Here is a 15,525-nt window from a genome sequence, read left to right on the forward strand (position 1 = left end):
GATGGATCTCCTCCTGGGCTGGAAGCCGCTCGCGGAACTCATGCTGGTCAACTGCCTCCTGGGCCTGTCGCAATACATCGTGTTGCGCGCAGGCGTGTTCTCCGTCGCAACCGCGGGAATCGCGGCTATCGGCGCGTACACGGCCGCGTTACTGCACATGCGTGCTGGAGTGCCGGCTGTGGTAGCACTCGCTGCCGCCGTGACGCTCGGGACCGCCGTTTCGCTCGTGCTCAGCCTGCCGCTGGCGCGCCTGCGCGGTGTCTACCAAGCAATCGCAACGCTCGCCTTTGTGCAGATCGTGTTGTCGCTCAACCTCGCTGCGACCGACTTCACCGGCGGAGCCGTCGGCCTTAACGGCATCACGAAATCGGTAGGTTTCTGGACGCTGCTCGCCTGCACGGGCTTCGTCTTGCTGCTTCTGAACGCAGTGGGACGCACGTCGCTTGGTCGCGCGTTCGACGCTATTCGGCAGGACGAGACAGTCGCGGTCGCGCTCGGCATCCACGTCACGCGCACGCACGCGGTTGCGTTCGGCCTTTCAGGCGCCATCGCCGGGTTGGCGGGCGGCGTTATTGCCTTCCACAGCTACAGCCTCACGCCAGAGGAATTTGGCTTCGGCATGCTGGTGGCTGCCTTGGCCTTCGTCGTGCTGGGCGGCCATCTCACCGCCTGGGGGGCGGTGGTTGGCGCTGTAGTGCTGACTGCGCTTCCGGAGGTGGCGCGACCGCTCGCCGAACAGCGCATGCTGCTTCACGGTGGACTGCTGATCGTCGTCATCACCTTCATGCAGCACGGCATGGTCGATACCCTGCGCCTGGCTTGGCACGACATGCAGCGCCGCAAGCAGCCGGCCGCGACTGCATCAACGCGCGGGTCAATCGACGCGCCTTCCGTCGTCGCGGGGGAGGTGGCCAAATGATGGCGCTCACGCTCGAGGCGGTCGGCAAACGCTTCGGCGGCGTGGACGCCGTGGAAGCGGTCACATTTGACGTCCATCCCGGCCACGTGACTGGCTTGATCGGGCCCAACGGCGCCGGCAAGACGACGCTCATCAACCTCATCACCGGCATGCTCTCGGTCACGGCTGGGCGCATCCGCCTCGGTGCGACGGACATCACGGCCGCCACGCCCCATGCGATTGCGCAAGCCGGCGTGGCGCGCACATTCCAGACCATCCGGCTGCTGAAGGAATCGTCGGTGCTCGACAATGTGGTGTCGGGGCTCGTGCGGACCAGCGCGGCGGGGCTTGTTGCCAACCTGTTGAACCTGCGGGCCGCGCGCATTGAAGCCGCCGAATGGAAGCGCCGCGCCCAGGCCCTGCTCGAACGCTTCGGCATGGACCGCTTCGCCGCGCTACCGGCAGGCAAACTCGCCTACGGGCACCAGCGCTGCGTGGAGATCATGCGGGCTATCGCTGCCTCCCCCTCGCTGCTGCTGCTCGACGAGCCGGCCGCCGGTATGAACGATGTCGAGGCGGAGCTGCTTGGGCGCATCTTCCGCAGCCTGGCCGGTGACGGCATGGGCATCCTGCTGGTGGAGCACAACATGCGACTCGTCATGTCATTGTGCGACCGCGTGCACGTGCTCGACTCGGGCCGGCTGATCGCGAGCGGCACGCCTGCGGAAGTCTCCCGCGACCCCGCCGTGATTGCGGCTTACCTGGGGTCGGCATGACCGCCGCGACTTTCCTCGACGTACGGGGCCTCGATGTAGCGTATGGCGGCATTGCGGCCGTGCGCGGCGCAACGCTGCATGTGAATGAAGGCGAGATGGTGGCACTCATCGGCCCCAACGGTGCCGGCAAGACAAGCCTGCTCAACGCGCTTTCAGGCCTGGTTCCCGCGGCTCGCGGGGAGATCGTGTTCGAAGGCACGCGCATCGACGGCTCGCCGCCGCACCGCATCGCGCGCCGTGGCCTGCTGCAGGTGCCGGAAGGCCGGCGCATCCTGGGAGCGCTTTCCGTCGAAGAAAACCTGGCGCTAGGCAGTCTCGCTCTCGTGGGGCGCGGCAAGCCCGCACCTGCGGACCGCGCGCGCGTCCACATGCTGTTTCCGCTGCTGGCCGAACGCGCTGCGCAGGAAGCGGGGTCGCTTTCGGGCGGCCAGCAGCAGATGCTCGCGATCGGGCGCGCATTGATGGGTCGGCCGCGCGTTTTGCTGCTCGACGAGCCGAGCCTCGGGCTTGCCCCCCTCGTGGTCGACCAGGTTTTTGCCGCTTTGCGTCGGCTGCGCGCCGATGGCATGACGATTTTGCTTGTCGAACAGAATGCGCGCCTTGCGCTCGCCACCGCGGACCGCGCGTACGTGATGGAGTCCGGCGCGGTCGTGAAGCACGGCAGCGCAGCCGCCCTCGCGACGGATCCCCAGATCGAAGCCCATTACCTCGGCCGAATGGGCACCGGCCTTTTTACCACCCGCCTGCAGGAGCAACCATGCTGAGACTCATACCTCGTTCCAGCCTTCCCGCCCTCGCAATCTTCGCCTCGCTATTGGCGGGCGCGGCAGGTGCGCAGGAGGTGCGCATTGCCGTGCCGGCGGCACTTTCCGGCCCCTACGCTTTCGTGGGCGTGCCGATCACCAACGGAATCGTGCTGGCGCTGGAAGAGGCGCAGGCGGCGGGCACATTCGGGAACCTCAAGGTGAAGTGGACCGTGGACGATGATGCGAGCGACAAGGCGCAGGCCATCACGCTCGTCAATCGCTACGCAACGCGCGACGGCGTGCACTTGGTACTGGGCCCCACGTCCAGCATCGAGGCAGCCGCTGCGGCCCCGGTCGCGAACGACCTGCAGATCCCGCTTCTGTCGCCTGCACTGAGCGAGGTTGTCACAAAAGCAGGCAAGTGGTCGTTCAAGGTAACTTCGGCGCCGACGCAGGTGATGGGGTCGCTTGCCACCTATGCCGTGGAGAAAGCGAAGATCAAGAGCATCGCGATGGTGTTCGTGCGGGACAACGAGGGCTACATCAGCCAGAAGAACACCATGAAGGCCGCGCTGGCACCCACTGGCGTGAAGGTGCTGGCCGAGGAATCGGTGGTGGGGAGCGACACCGACTTCCTCGCGCTCGCCACCAAGCTGATCGCGCTGAAGCCCGAGGCGCTCTTCATCGCGGCGCCGCCGGAGATCGCGGCCAACGTCATCCTGCAGGCGCGGCAAAACGGCATGCCTGCAGGCACCCGGCTGCTCGGCGTGTCGACGATGGCGTCGCCGCAGTTCTCCAAGATCGGCGGCAGCGCGGTGGACGGGACGGTGTTCGTCGCCGACTACTTCGTCGGCAATCCGAGCGACGCGAACAAGAAGTTCGTGCAAGCCTACACGCGCAAGCACAACGTCGCGCCAGACAACTGGGCGGCGGTGGGTTACACACTCGGCCAGATGGGCATCTCGGCAATCAAGAACGCAGGAGCCAATCCCGACCGCGCCAAGATTCGCGACGCCCTCGAGCGCACCAAGAACATGCCGGTGATCCTGGGCACCGGTTCGCTGGATCTCGACCAGAACCGCAACCCCTATTACGGGGCCGCCGTGCTCAGCGTCAAGCAGGGCCAGTTGGTCCTGGCCGACTGAAGCCATGAACGCAGCGGGGGGCCGTGCGCCCATTGACATCTACTACTGGCCCACGCCCAACTGCTGGAAGGTCACGATCTTCTGCGAGGAGGCGGGCGTGGCCTACCGCATCCTGCCCACCAACATTCTCGAGCGTGAGCAGTTCTCGCCAGCGTACGAGGCGATCAACCGGTTCTGCAAGGTGCCGGCGATCGTCGATCCCGAAGGCCCCGAAGGCGAGCGCGTGGTGCTCGCCGAGTCCGCGGCGATCCTGCTGTACCTCGCTGGCAAGACCGGCCGTTTCGGTGGCCGGACACCTCGCGAAGAGCGCGACATCCTGCAGTGGCTGCTGTTCCAGGTGGGCACCATCGGGCCGATGCTGGGGCAGAACCATCACTTCCGTACCTACGCGCTGGAGAAAATTCCCTATGCGATCGATCGGTACACCCGCGAAGCGGAAAGGGTCTACGGCGTACTCGATCGCCGTCTGGCGCAGTCCGAGTTCCTTTGCGACCACTATGGCATCGCCGACATGTGCGTGTTTCCCTGGACGGTGTTCTACAAGCGCCAGGGCGTGAAGAAGGAAGACTACCCGCACTTCGCGCGCTGGTTCGACGGCATGAAAGCGAGGGCAGCCGTGCAGCGCGCAATCGACGTCGGCAAGGACCTGCGCCAAGGCGGCCTGACGCCGCAGCAGCATGCGAACGTGTTCGGGGCCGGTGGCCCCGCAAAGGTGACGGGGTGAGCGATACACCGATCATCCTGTACGACCTCGCCGGCGCCGATGACGCCGTACGCACCAGCCCGTTCTGCTGGCGCATCCGGATGGCGCTGTCGCACAAGGGGCTGCCGCACACAGCCGTTCCTTGGCGACTGGTGGAGAAAGACCGCATCGTCGGTGCGAGTTCGGTGACGGTGCCCGTCATCGTCGATGGCGAAGCTGTGGTGGCCGACTCCTGGAACATCGCCGAGTATCTCGACCGCACGTACCCCGCTCGGCCCCTTTTCGACTCGGCGCAGTCGCGTGCGTACGCGCGATGGATTCACCACTGGGCCGAGCGCGTGCTTCATCCGCTGATCGTTCCTTTGATCCTGGAAGACGTGCTCGCGGGCCTGCACCCGATGGACATCGACTACTTCGTGCGCACGCGCGAGCAGGCGTATGGTCAGCCGATCGGCGACATCTGCGATCGCACGCCCGATGCATTCGCGCGCTTCGCGGCTGCGCTGTCGTTCGCGCGCCGGGTGCTGAAGGAAAGCGATTTTGTCGCCGGAGACGCGCCCGCATACGGCGACTACATCCTGTTCGGCGCTTTCCAGTGGGCGCGCTGCTCGTCGCCCGTTGCGCTCGAACGCGAGGCTGGCGAGGCGATCGCCGCCTGGTTCGCGCGGATGCTGGACCTGTTCGACGGGCTCGGGCGGAACGCCGCACGCTTCACCCCTTCTACCGAAAGCCACGTGTCATGAACATCGCCCGCTTCCTCGACAACTCGGCACGCAGCCATGGCCATCGCCCGGCGCTTTGCCTCGGACCCCGCGTCGTGCACACCTATGCAGGCATGGCCTCTCGGGTGCGCGCCGTCGCCGGCGCGCTCACCCAAAAATACGGGCTGAAGGAGGGCGACCGCGTCGCTGTTGTCATGACGAACCACACCTCCTACCTGGAGGTGCTGTTCGCGGCGTGGTGGGCAGGCCTGATTGTTGTGCCGGTGAATGCGCGGCTGCACGTGAAGGAGACCGAGTACATCGTGCAGAAGTCGCGTGCGAAGCTGTGTTTCGTGAATGCGGAAACTGAAACGGCCGTGGCCTCGGTCGCCGGTCATTCGCCGGACCTGCGCGAGGTCATCCGGGTCGACACATCGGCTTTCGAACAGCTCGCTGCGCACGCGCCACGCATCGAGCCTGCGCAACGTGCGGCGGCGGACCCCGCGTGGCTGTTCTTCACCAGTGGCACCACAGGTCGGCCCAAGGCGGCGACGCTCACGCACCTGAACCTGCTGATGATGTCGCTGGCCTACCTGGCTGACATCCAGGCGGCCACGCCCGCCCATACCATCTTTCATGCCGCGCCGCTGTCGCACGGCACCGGGCTGCTCGCGCTGCCGCACTTTGCCAAGGCCTCGCCGAACGTGGTGATGGAGAGCAGGTCGATGAACCACGAGGAGATCCTGGGACTGCTCCGCGACTACACGGGCGTGACGATGTACCACACGCCCACCATGCTCAAACGGCTGGTGGAGCATCCCGCGCTGGATGGCGCGCACCTCGCCAACCTCGACCTCGTGTTCTATGGCGGCAGCCCCATGTACCTGGCCGACCTTCGCAGCGCCATCGCGCGGCTCGGGCCGCGACTCACCCAGATGTGGGCGCAGGCGGAAACGCCGAATACGGGCACGGCGCTCGGACGGGCCGACCATCTGGACACGGAGCATCCCCGCTATCTCGAACGCATCACTTCGGCCGGTACCATACGAACCGGGGTCGAGCTGCGCATTGCCGACTCGGACGACCGTACCGTGCCGACCGGCGAACTCGGCGAAGTGCTGGTGCGCGGCGACGTGGTGATGGCGGGCTACTGGGAAGACCCAGAGGCGAATGCGGTCACGCTGCGCGGCGGCTGGCTGCACACGGGCGATGTCGGGTCGCTCGACGCGGATGGGTACCTGACCATCCAGGACCGCGTAAAGGACATGATCATCAGCGGTGGCTTCAACATCTACCCGCGTGAAATCGAGGAAGTCCTGCTGCAGCACCCCGGGGTTGCCGAAGTCAGCGTCATCGGCCGGCCGCACGCGGACTATGTGGAGCAGGTGGTTGCCTGCGTGGTGCGCCGACCAGGCTCGCTGGTGACCGAAGCCGAGCTCGACCAGCTGTGCCTGGACAACATCGCGCGCTTCAAGCGACCGCGGGCCTACGTATTTCTCGAGGAACTTCCCAAAGGTTATTACGGCAAGGTGGAAAAGCGCCAGCTGCGCGCGCTTTTTGCGAACTCGAGTTCCGCTGCTGCGGCCTGAAGAAGCAAGGATTCCGAATGCACGATGTTTACGTGATCGGCGTCGGCATGACGCGCTTTGGACGCCACACCGAGAGTTCGGTCGCCGACCTCACTCGCGACGCGACGACACAGGCGCTCGCAGACGCGGGCGTCGGGCTGCGCGAGATCGAGGCGGCATTCTTCGCGAACGCGGGTCAGGGGGCCCTCGAAGACCAGCACATGATCGGTGGCCAGATCGCGCTGCGCAGCGCGGGCATCGAGCACATCCCCATCGTCAACGTGGAGAACGCTTGCGCAAGCGCCAGCACAGCCTTCTACCTGGCGTGCACGCACGTGCGTGCGGGAGCTGCGGACGTCGTGCTGGCCGTCGGCGCCGAAAAGATGGTGATGCCGGACAAGGCACGCAGCTTCGCCGTGTTCAACGGGGCATGGGACGTCCACGGCCTCGACGCGACTCTTGAAAATCTCAGGCGCATCGCCGGCCCACGTAGTGCCGAGGAGCCCGACACCCCCAGTGCCGCTCCGTACAGCGTCTTCATGGATGTGTACGCCTCTCTTGCCAAGCAGCACATGCGGATGTTCGGCACGACTCGGCGACAGATCGCCGCGGTGGCGAGCAAGAACCACTGGCACTCGACCTTCAACCCGTTGGCGCAGTACCGGGAACCGTTCTCGATCGACGAGGTGCTCGCGGCGCGCGAAGTGGCTTGGCCACTGACGGTGCCGATGTGCTCGCCGATCACCGACGGTGGTGCCGCGGCGATCGTCTGCAGCGGCCGCGCGCTGCGCCGGCTCGGCGCCTCGGGCGCGGTTCGTGTACGCGCCAGCGCGCTCGCAAGCGGCAGTGATCGCGGTGCGGACGACTACCGCAAGCATATCTCGCATCGTGCGGCCAACCGCGCGTACGAACTGGCTGCGCTGGGGCCAAGCGAGATGTCGCTGGCCGAGGTGCACGATGCGTCAGCGGTCGGCGAGATCATCCAGTCGGAGAACCTTGGCCTGTTCGAATTCGGCGAAGGCGGGCCGGCCGCTGAACGTGGGGACACAAAGCTGGGGGGACGCATACCGATCAACCCGTCGGGCGGTCTCGAATGCAAGGGGCATCCCATCGGCGCGACCGGGCTCGGGCAGATCCATGAACTGGTGACGCAACTGCGCCATGACGCCGGAAAGCGGCAAGTGTACGACGCGCGCTTCGCCATCGCGGAGAACGGTGGCGGCTTCCACGGCTTTGAGGAGGCCAGCGCCTGCGTCACTATCCTCAGTCGTGACTGAGCAGGAACGGGCCGTGAAAAGACGATGGCTGTGGAACTCGCGGTACACGGCATCCTGGCGGCGCGGGGGCAGGGGTTTCTCCGCATGCCGCTCGTCGTATACGACGATTTTCCGACTCCACTGTGCGCCTGCAAAGTTCGGTTTGCCCGTCCCATCGCCAGAAAGCGTCTGCCAGTGCACCGCAAAGGAGTTCCTTTGAACCTGAAAGCCCGTAACCCGGAGGCCGTCATGAGGAAATCGCAATGCGACTCTCGCTTCGACGTCTAGGACGAAAGTTGCTCCGACGTCTAGGACAAAAGCGTGCGTAGGCCCGACAACGGCATCACGCCGGGAACGCGCTTGGAGAATCTCCAGGACGAATGGATCTGCCCGGATCGCGGCGCGGGCAAGAGCAACTCCCTGCGGCTCGTGGGCTGAGGTTGCCGGAATGGACGCATCCATCCTGGAAGCGCGCGCTGAGGTGCGCAGGGCACCGGTGGCGAGGCCGCCGCCGATTCAGGCATCGAAATTCGCGTCGCCTGTGCCGCCCGCGACGCATGTGCAACGCCCCGAACTGGCTGCGCGCGTGTGCCGTTCCGCGGCGGGTCGGGTGACGTTGCTGAGAGCCCCCACCGGCTACGGCAAGACAACCCTGATGCAGGCCTGCCGCGAGGAACTTCGGCAAGCCCACGTCGCCACCGCATGGATCAACCTTGATGCGACCGATAACGACGCCACCCGCCTGCTGCAATGCCTGGCAACGGCCCTGACGCGATCGATCCCGGGGATGCGTCCCGCGGCCTGCGGGAACGCCGCCCCTGCGGCCACCGACGCAGCGGCCGACTTGTTCGATCGCGTCGCGCGGGCGGCAAGTGACTTCGTGATTTTCCTCGACGATTTCGAGGAGTTGCATGACGCTGCGGCCCTCGCCTGGATTGCCGAGCTGGTCGATCACCTGCCACCATGCGGCGGCCTGGTGATGGCTTCGCGCCGGGTGCCCGACTTGCCGCTGTCAGGACTGCGGGCGCGCGGACGCCTCATCGAGTTGGATTCGGCAGCGCTGCGTTTCACTCTGCAGGAAACCAACCAGCTATTGACCGTCCAGCGCGGGCTTGCCTTGCAGGCGGGCGAGATAGCCCAGCTGCAGACATGCACCGAGGGTTGGGCGGCCGGCCTGTGGCTGGCCTCGGTGGCACTCGAGCGCGCCGAGAATCGCACGGCCTTGATCGAAGCGTTCTCGGGCAGCTACGCGACGGTGTCGGACTACCTCGCGGAGTGTGTGCTGGCGCGCCAACCCGACGCAATGCGGCGCTTCCTCCTGCGCACCAGCGTGCTCAAGCAGTTCAACGCGCCCCTGTGCGAGGCCTTGCTGCCCGGCGTGAACGCGTGCGCGATGCTAGACAAGCTCGCGGCGGCGGATATCCCGCTCGCCCCCCTGGACGGCAGCGGGCGCTGGTTCCGCTACCACGGCATGTTCGCCGCCTTTCTGCAGTCGGTGCTGGAGCGGGAGGCCGCTGAAGAGATCCCTCAACTTCATCGACGCGCCGCCCACTGGTATGCCGCGCAGCACCGCCCGGTTCCGGCCATCACGCACGCCTTGCAAAGCGGCGACACGGCCCATGCGGTCGACTTGTTACGCGAGCATGCGCATCCCCTGATGACGCAGGGCCGCACGCGCCTGCTGGAGCGCTGGTTCTCGGCCCTGCCGGCTGCCGTCATGCAGGCGCAGCCGCGGTTGCAGGCGATGCACTTGTGGGCCACGACGTACACGCTCGGTGCCCAGACCGCCGCAGCCCTGCTGGAGCGCTATGCGATCGATGATTGCGATGATGCGGTGGTTCAATCGTGCCTCCGCCCGCTGAGACCGCTCTTGCTGGCGTTCATGGACAAGCTCGACGAAGCTGCGGCCGTGGGGCTGCGCAGCGTGGCGGAGCGCCGCGACGCGCGCGGATTTTCCGACGCCGTGCTCTCCTGCACGGTAGCGTGCTCGCTCGCCAGCCTGGGTGACTATGAGCGGGCGCGGGAGCTGCTGGAGCTGGCGCGGCGTGCCGAGGTTGGCGCCGTCTCAGGCTTCACCGTCATGCACTGCGAGATCACCGAAGCCATCATCGACTCCCAGGAAGGGCGCCTGCGCCAGGCGCTCGCGCGCCTGCGGGTGGCTGTGGAAGCCAGCCGCCATGACAAACAGGTGCGGTCCGCGGGTAATGCGTGGGCAGGCGTGTTGCACGCATGTGCTCACTATGAACTGGGCGACCTGGACACCGCCGAAAGTCTGCTGCGCGTTCACGCGCCGGCAATCCATGCGGTGGGACTCGCGGACATGATGATCCTCATCTACCGGTGCCTCGCCCGCATCTCCTTCGGTCGCGGCGAGGTGGGCGATGCGTTCCAGGCGCTCTCGGAACTGGAGTACCTGGGGCACCAGCGGCGGCTCGAGCGGGTCATCGCCTCCGCCAAGCTCGAACGCAGCCGCCTGCTTCTGCTGCAGGGGCATGCCGAACCGGCGCGCGAGGAGCTGCATCGTGCCGGCGACGATGCGTTGTGGCAGCGTGTGGCCCGTACGCGGGTGGCCGCCAACGAGGTTGACGACCTGACAATTGCAACGCTGCGCTGGGACGCGGTGGCGGGCGATGCCGCCGCCGCGGCGGCGAAAATCGAGGCTGCAATCGCGCAGGCGTTGGCCGCACGCCGGCGCAGCCGCGCCTTCAGGCTGCGGCTGCTGCGGGTCATGGCGCTGGCTCGATGTGAGCGCCTGGGCGAAGCGCAGGCGGGCATCGAGACCCTGTTGCGCGAGACCTGCGCCGAAGGCTTTGTGCAGATGTTCGCCGAAGAGGGACCGCTCGCCGCAGCACTCGTGCGGCAGTTCGCCGCTACGCCCGCCGGCCAGCGCGCCTGCGCTGAGCCGGTGTTCGGGGCCTATCTGGTGCGCATTCTCGGGGCCTTCGGTCTGGCGCACGATGCGCACGTCGAGTCAATGGTCGCCACACCGGCCGAGCCGCTGACGCGCAAGGAGCTGAAGGTGCTGCGTCTGGTGGCCGAAGGTCTCGGCGATTTGTTGATTGCCGAGAAACTATTCCTCTCGCTGAGCACCGTGCGTACGCACCTTCGCAACATCTACTCCAAGCTGAGCGTCCACAGCCGCATGCAGGCCGTGCTGACCGCGCGGCGCGCCGGCTGGCTCTAATGCGAGCGCGTGCACGCGCCACCCGGGCGCAGTCCGAAGTGCGCATTGTCCTCAGCTGATCGTCGCATCTGACGAACTATCCAGGGCGAGGCGATCGGGCAATGCCGTCACGCTGAAAATCGTCAGTTGCGACGATAGCGCGAAGGGGCGCAACCTTCAAAAATCGACTCCGTGAATCATCGATCAAACAGCGGCGCGCCGCTTCAAATTTAAGTCATGAAAGTCATCCGATTGCGAAAGCCCGGCGGCCTTGACCGCCTGGAGACGATGGACCTACCCGATCCCGGCGATCCGGGCCCGGGGCAGATCCGTGTGAGGTTGCACGGCAGTTCTCTCAACTTTCATGACCTGCTGGTAGTGCAGGGCCACATCCCGACGCCGGACGGACGCATTCCCATGGCGGACGGTGCCGGCGTGGTCGAGCGAGTGGGCGAGGGTGTCACCGAGTTCACCCCTGGCGACCACGTCGTGTCCACATTCTTCACGCGTTGGCTGGATGGGCCCGCAATCGCTCTCGGTGCGGAGTCGCCGCCTGGTGATGCCATCGACGGATATGCGCGTGAGGTTGCGGTGGTCGATGCCAGCTTATTCACGCGGGCCCCGCGCGGCTGGACACACGCCGAGGCGGCCACGCTGACCACCGCGGGCCTCACCGCCTGGCGAGCGCTGGTGGTCGATGGCGGCTTGAAGCCCGGTGCGACGGTGCTGGTCATGGGTACCGGCGGGGTCTCGATTTTCGCGCTGCAGATGGCCAAGGCCTTGGGCGCAAAAGTCATCGCGACCTCATCTTCCGACGAGAAGCTCGAGCGTGCGCGCCAACTCGGCGCCGACCACCTGATCAACTACGCACGCGAACCGGAATGGCACAAACCTGTCCTTGAAATGACCGGCGGCTTGGGTGCTGATCACGTCATTGAAGTGGGGGGGCCCGCGACGCTACCGGAATCGATCAAARCAGCGCGCGTGGGTGGGCACATCGCGCAGATCGGCATCCTCACAGGGAGGGCGGGACCGGTTTCGATCACCGAACTGATGGTGCGCCAAGTGCGGCTGCAAGGGGTGGTCGTCGGCAGCCGGCGGCACCAGCAAGAGATGGTCGAAGCCCTTGATGCTCTCGACCTGCGGCCCATCATCGATAAGTCATTCGCTCTTGATGACATTGCAGCTGCGTTCCGCGTGCAGGCGGCGGGCGGGCATTTCGGAAAGATCGTGCTGGAGTTCTGACCGACTTGAGGTCGCCCTCCAACTACTTGCCAGGAAAGTGACATGTCAGCGATCCTTGAATCTCTCCTCGACGATCAGCGCCGCGCAGAGTGCCTCGCCAACGATGGCGCGATCGCCATGGGCCGGCCCATCATCGCGTACCAACCCACCGTCCACCACGTGCAGCGCACCAACGGGCTGTATCCTTCCGGGAGCGAACGTTCCAACACTGCGCAGGTCACCAACAGCGAACTAGGGTAGCCCAAGGCGATTTTGTTCAGCTTTCCCTAGGGCAAGAGCCCATGTCGCCGCGCCGCAGCGATCGCCTCGATCCGGTTGCGCGTTTCCAGCTTGACACTGATGTTGCGCAGGTGTGTGCGCACCGTCGTTTCCGCGACAAACAGCCGCTCGGCCATTTCATCATTGGACAGGCCTTCGGCCGCAAGCCGGAGCACCTGTATCTCCTTGCGGGTCAACAGCTCGCTGGCTCGGGCTTCCTCACGCCCTGTGCCCGATGTCGCCGTCAATGCAGCTTGCCCGCTTCGCGGCAGCAATCGATCGAGGAAAGCCAGCGCGATTTTCTTGCCACCAGCCTCGCAGAGCAAGTCCGGCATCGACCGCAATTCGTGGAGCATGGTCTGCAGCAGCGCGCCTTCATCGCGGAAGGCGCTGATGTATCCCTCGACAAGGGCCTCGCGCATTGCCCGCGCAAGCAGGTGCATGGCCTTGTGGCGCTGGTTGTCCTGATACAGCGCCTGGGCCAGCACGAGTCGCAGCGTCAGTGCCCGGCGCTCACGGCGGGCACGTTCTGCCGCCTCCAGTTCGCTGCGGAGCATGGACACGACCTCGGCGGCATGGCCGCTGCGAATCGACCAGCGCGCCAGCCCGAGATCGTAGGTCTCGACCTCGTTGGCCCGCAGCAACAAGCGGCTCACGCGAGCCCAGAGCGCCTTGTCACCGCAGCGATCGAGCTCCGCGCGAGCAGGTGCAAGCCGATCCGCCATCAACAGCATGCGTACACGTTCCAGGCGCGCCCCCGCCACCACGCGCGCCAGGCCGTCGCGATGGCCGATGTGCTCCAACTCGCTGAGCATTTGCTCCGCTCGCTCCGCATCGCCACGATCGGCGGCGATGCGCGCCATCACCACGTGGCCGGTGATGAGTTCATCGGGGATACCCACCCGGCGGATCAGCGGGAGGTAGACCACCAGAAGCCGCTCGGCCTGCTCCAGCTGGCCGGCCTCGTACAGCGCGTGGGCGAGCGGAATGCCCGCCAACGCATTGCCGTTTCCCGGCCGGGTGGCGTCCATTGCGCCGGCGCTGACGGCGATGCGCAAGCCGGCGATGGCCTTGCGCAGACGCCCCTGCGTGAGATTCACTGCTGCTTCGACGGCTTCGGACAGCGCAAAATTGAACGGGCTGCTGTGGACCGATTGGCGAGAGCGCGCCGCGTCGGCAAAACGCAGCGCTTCATCGTAGCGGCCGGCGATCAGGGCCAGGTGGGCCATGCTGACCTCCATGAACCCGCTCACAAAGGCAACTTCGGTTGGCACAGTCTCCAGCGCCTGGGTGGTCAGCAGCAGCGCCTCGTCCATCCGGTCGGTCAGCCCCAGCAGCAGCGGGCGCAGGGCAGTGCTGTAAGCGCGAACCTCGGGTTCCGGATGGTTGCATTGTTCCAGTCGGCCGAGCAGGGCGGCGGCAGGTACTGGACCCCGGGCCAGGCAAACAGCCCAGGCATGGATGACCTGCAGCAAGGGGTGCCCGTCCAATGCACCCGACGCCAGCAGCGGATCCAGCCAGCGCGATAGAAGTTGCACCCTGCCTTCCTCCAGAAGAGAGGGAGCATGGCGAGTCAGCCCTGCCAGCGCGAAGTTCATATCGCCGGCAGCGAGCGCGTGGTCGATGGCCGGTATCGGGCGATCGCGTTGCTGGTACCAGTTTGCGGCCGCGCGATGCAGGCTTGGTATCTCCGCGGCGTGCTGGCGCCCGAGCTCGGCGCGCAGAAACTCGGCAAACATGCCGTGGTAGCGGTAGTGGCCCTCTTCCCCTTGCAAAGGAATCAGGAACAAGTGGGCATGCGCCAGCTGTTGAAGCATTTGGGCGCTGTCGCGACGCCCGCAGACCGCATCGCAAAGCGACGCATTCAATTCACGTAGCAGGCTGGTGCGTAGCAGGAAGCCGCGCACGTCGTCGCTCTGGTGCGCCAGAACGTCTTCGACCAGGTAGTCGACCACAGCGGTATTCGAGCCTGAGAAACCGGCGATGAAGCGGGCCGGCTCGTCGCGATGCTCCAGCGACACGGACGCCAGCCAGAGCGCCGCTGCCCAGCCTTCGGTGCAACGGTGCAGCCGGCGCACATCCTCGGCTGCCAGGTGCAGGCCGCGCCGCTGGCGCAGGTAGGCATCGGCCTCGGCTTCGGTGAAGCGCAGTTGGGTCGGGTCCACTTCGAGCAGCCGGCCGCGCGCGCGGAGGCGCCCGAGCCCGAGTTCCGGAACGCCGCGCGAACCGATGATGACTTGGGCGCCACGCGGAAGCTGTTCGATCAGCTCGGCAACGATAGCCACGGCGGCGGCGTTCTGCAGCGCTTCGAAATCATCCAGGAACAGCGCAAAAGGCGTCGGATGCGCGGCAGCGCGGTCGATCACGGCGAATGCAAGCGCGTCTGGACCGTCGTTGGCGCTGGCCGTTTGTGGAGAGGCCAAGCCGGGAATCAAAGGCGCCATCGCCGCGGTCAGCGCCGCAAGAAAGCGCACCACGTCGTTGTCGGCGCGATCCAATGTAAGCCAGGCGGTGGGCAGGCCGGTCTGGGCGAAACGCTCTCGCACCTGCAACATCGTGGTTGTTTTGCCGAAGCCGGCCGGGGCGCGCAGCAGCACCAGCTTGGCCGCACCAGCGGCGAAGATCCGCTCAGAAATTTCCGAGCGAGCGATCTCAAACGTGGTGAGTTGCGGGGGCGTGAGCTTTCCGGACAGCCGGACCAAGCGCGCTTGCACGGCCCCGGGCATGCCGACCACAGGTGCGTTCGCCGCGGATTGCTGCCGCGACGGCTCGCTCGCGGCGGCAGGTTCATCGCAATTCAGCCCATTGGGCACGGCAACCTTTCCAGCGATTGACATGGTAAGAACCCTCGCTGGTCCAAGGGGCCTTCGGGCCAGCTTGTACAGGGTGACGACGCATGCGCCGCCAAGTCCCAGATTATGCTGCAGGGCAGCTTGGCGCTCTACACTTGGCGAGCGCCAGTCTGCCCGCGCAGCTGCCAGACCGATTCGGCGCATTGCGCGGGCCCTGCGGCGGGCAGTGAATGCCCCTTCGACAGAGGCCGTCCGATGCGTTCGTTCGTTCGCG

The 15,525-nt window shown here is 66.2% G+C and carries 13 protein-coding genes and 1 pseudogene; 12 read left to right on the top strand and 2 right to left on the bottom strand.

Annotated elements, in window-relative coordinates; all coding sequences use genetic code 11:
• Position 1 precedes the first annotated feature (1 nt).
• From AC1DNF_RS00290 to AC1DNF_RS00345, 12 genes are all read left to right on the top strand, one after another.
• Complete coding sequence (locus AC1DNF_RS00290) at positions 2 to 919, top strand: branched-chain amino acid ABC transporter permease (RefSeq protein WP_478146529.1); 918 nt, start codon at positions 2 to 4, stop codon at positions 917 to 919.
• Positions 916 to 1,674 carry an ABC transporter ATP-binding protein gene (locus AC1DNF_RS00295; RefSeq protein WP_478146530.1) on the top strand — a complete coding sequence of 253 codons (759 nt, stop codon included), beginning with the start codon at positions 916 to 918 and terminating at the stop codon, positions 1,672 to 1,674. The genes AC1DNF_RS00290 and AC1DNF_RS00295 overlap by 4 nt, the downstream gene beginning before the upstream one ends.
• On the top strand, positions 1,671 to 2,438 hold the full coding sequence (locus AC1DNF_RS00300; protein WP_478146531.1) for an ABC transporter ATP-binding protein: 768 nt from the start codon (positions 1,671 to 1,673) through the stop codon (positions 2,436 to 2,438). The genes AC1DNF_RS00295 and AC1DNF_RS00300 overlap by 4 nt, the downstream gene beginning before the upstream one ends.
• The gene (locus AC1DNF_RS00305; protein ID WP_478146532.1) at positions 2,432 to 3,565 is read left to right on the top strand and encodes an ABC transporter substrate-binding protein; all 1,134 of its coding nucleotides are present in this window, start codon (positions 2,432 to 2,434) and stop codon (positions 3,563 to 3,565) included. The genes AC1DNF_RS00300 and AC1DNF_RS00305 overlap by 7 nt, the downstream gene beginning before the upstream one ends.
• A 4-nt stretch (positions 3,566 to 3,569) precedes the next feature.
• Positions 3,570 to 4,289: a glutathione S-transferase family protein gene (locus AC1DNF_RS00310; RefSeq protein ID WP_478146533.1), complete on the top strand. Its 720-nt coding sequence runs from the start codon at positions 3,570 to 3,572 to the stop codon at positions 4,287 to 4,289.
• The gene (locus AC1DNF_RS00315; RefSeq protein ID WP_478146534.1) at positions 4,286 to 5,011 is read left to right on the top strand and encodes a glutathione S-transferase N-terminal domain-containing protein; all 726 of its coding nucleotides are present in this window, start codon (positions 4,286 to 4,288) and stop codon (positions 5,009 to 5,011) included. The genes AC1DNF_RS00310 and AC1DNF_RS00315 overlap by 4 nt, the downstream gene beginning before the upstream one ends.
• Complete coding sequence (locus AC1DNF_RS00320; protein ID WP_478146535.1) at positions 5,008 to 6,558, top strand: AMP-binding protein; 1,551 nt, start codon at positions 5,008 to 5,010, stop codon at positions 6,556 to 6,558. The genes AC1DNF_RS00315 and AC1DNF_RS00320 overlap by 4 nt, the downstream gene beginning before the upstream one ends.
• Before the next feature lie 17 nt (positions 6,559 to 6,575).
• On the top strand, positions 6,576 to 7,814 hold the full coding sequence (locus AC1DNF_RS00325; protein WP_478146536.1) for a thiolase family protein: 1,239 nt from the start codon (positions 6,576 to 6,578) through the stop codon (positions 7,812 to 7,814).
• A gap of 300 nt (positions 7,815 to 8,114) precedes the next feature.
• On the top strand, positions 8,115 to 8,231 hold the full coding sequence (locus AC1DNF_RS00330; RefSeq protein WP_478146537.1) for a rubredoxin: 117 nt from the start codon (positions 8,115 to 8,117) through the stop codon (positions 8,229 to 8,231).
• 10 nt (positions 8,232 to 8,241) lie between these two features.
• Positions 8,242 to 10,977 (top strand): winged helix-turn-helix domain-containing protein, encoded by a 2,736-nt coding sequence (locus AC1DNF_RS00335; RefSeq protein WP_478146538.1) that lies wholly within the window; start codon positions 8,242 to 8,244, stop codon positions 10,975 to 10,977.
• Positions 10,978 to 11,193: 216 nt separating this feature from the next.
• Positions 11,194 to 12,201, top strand: coding sequence for a zinc-dependent alcohol dehydrogenase family protein (locus AC1DNF_RS00340; RefSeq protein ID WP_478146539.1), 1,008 nt, complete (start codon positions 11,194 to 11,196; stop codon positions 12,199 to 12,201).
• A gap of 42 nt (positions 12,202 to 12,243) precedes the next feature.
• Entirely contained in the window at positions 12,244 to 12,441 is a 198-nt protein-coding gene (locus AC1DNF_RS00345; protein WP_478146540.1) for a hypothetical protein, read from the top strand.
• Between the two features lie 26 nt (positions 12,442 to 12,467).
• Here AC1DNF_RS00345 and AC1DNF_RS00350 read toward each other — a convergent pair whose 3' ends face one another.
• Positions 12,468 to 15,296 carry a winged helix-turn-helix domain-containing protein gene (locus AC1DNF_RS00350; RefSeq protein ID WP_478146771.1) on the bottom strand — a complete coding sequence of 943 codons (2,829 nt, stop codon included), beginning with the start codon at positions 15,294 to 15,296 and terminating at the stop codon, positions 12,468 to 12,470.
• A 39-nt stretch (positions 15,297 to 15,335) separates the two neighbouring features.
• Positions 15,336 to 15,505 (bottom strand): annotated as a pseudogene (locus AC1DNF_RS00355) (thiolase C-terminal domain-containing protein); the annotation flags it as partial.
• Positions 15,506 to 15,525: the final 20 nt, after the last annotated feature.

This window comes from Variovorax sp. 01T432, from assembly GCF_056398605.1.

Excerpts from the sequence above, each read along its gene's own strand:
- AC1DNF_RS00290 (WP_478146529.1), top strand. The coding sequence starts at position 2 with ATGGATCTCCTCCTGGGCTGGAAGCCGCTCGCGGAACTCATGCTGGTC.
- AC1DNF_RS00295 (WP_478146530.1), top strand. The coding sequence starts at position 916 with ATGATGGCGCTCACGCTCGAGGCGGTCGGCAAACGCTTCGGCGGCGTG.
- AC1DNF_RS00300 (WP_478146531.1), top strand. The coding sequence starts at position 1,671 with ATGACCGCCGCGACTTTCCTCGACGTACGGGGCCTCGATGTAGCGTAT.
- AC1DNF_RS00305 (WP_478146532.1), top strand. The coding sequence starts at position 2,432 with ATGCTGAGACTCATACCTCGTTCCAGCCTTCCCGCCCTCGCAATCTTC.
- AC1DNF_RS00310 (WP_478146533.1), top strand. The coding sequence starts at position 3,570 with ATGAACGCAGCGGGGGGCCGTGCGCCCATTGACATCTACTACTGGCCC.
- AC1DNF_RS00320 (WP_478146535.1), top strand. The coding sequence starts at position 5,008 with ATGAACATCGCCCGCTTCCTCGACAACTCGGCACGCAGCCATGGCCAT.
- AC1DNF_RS00325 (WP_478146536.1), top strand. The coding sequence starts at position 6,576 with ATGCACGATGTTTACGTGATCGGCGTCGGCATGACGCGCTTTGGACGC.
- AC1DNF_RS00335 (WP_478146538.1), top strand. The coding sequence starts at position 8,242 with ATGGACGCATCCATCCTGGAAGCGCGCGCTGAGGTGCGCAGGGCACCG.
- AC1DNF_RS00345 (WP_478146540.1), top strand. The coding sequence starts at position 12,244 with ATGTCAGCGATCCTTGAATCTCTCCTCGACGATCAGCGCCGCGCAGAG.
- AC1DNF_RS00350 (WP_478146771.1), bottom strand. The coding sequence starts at position 15,296 with ATGTCAATCGCTGGAAAGGTTGCCGTGCCCAATGGGCTGAATTGCGAT.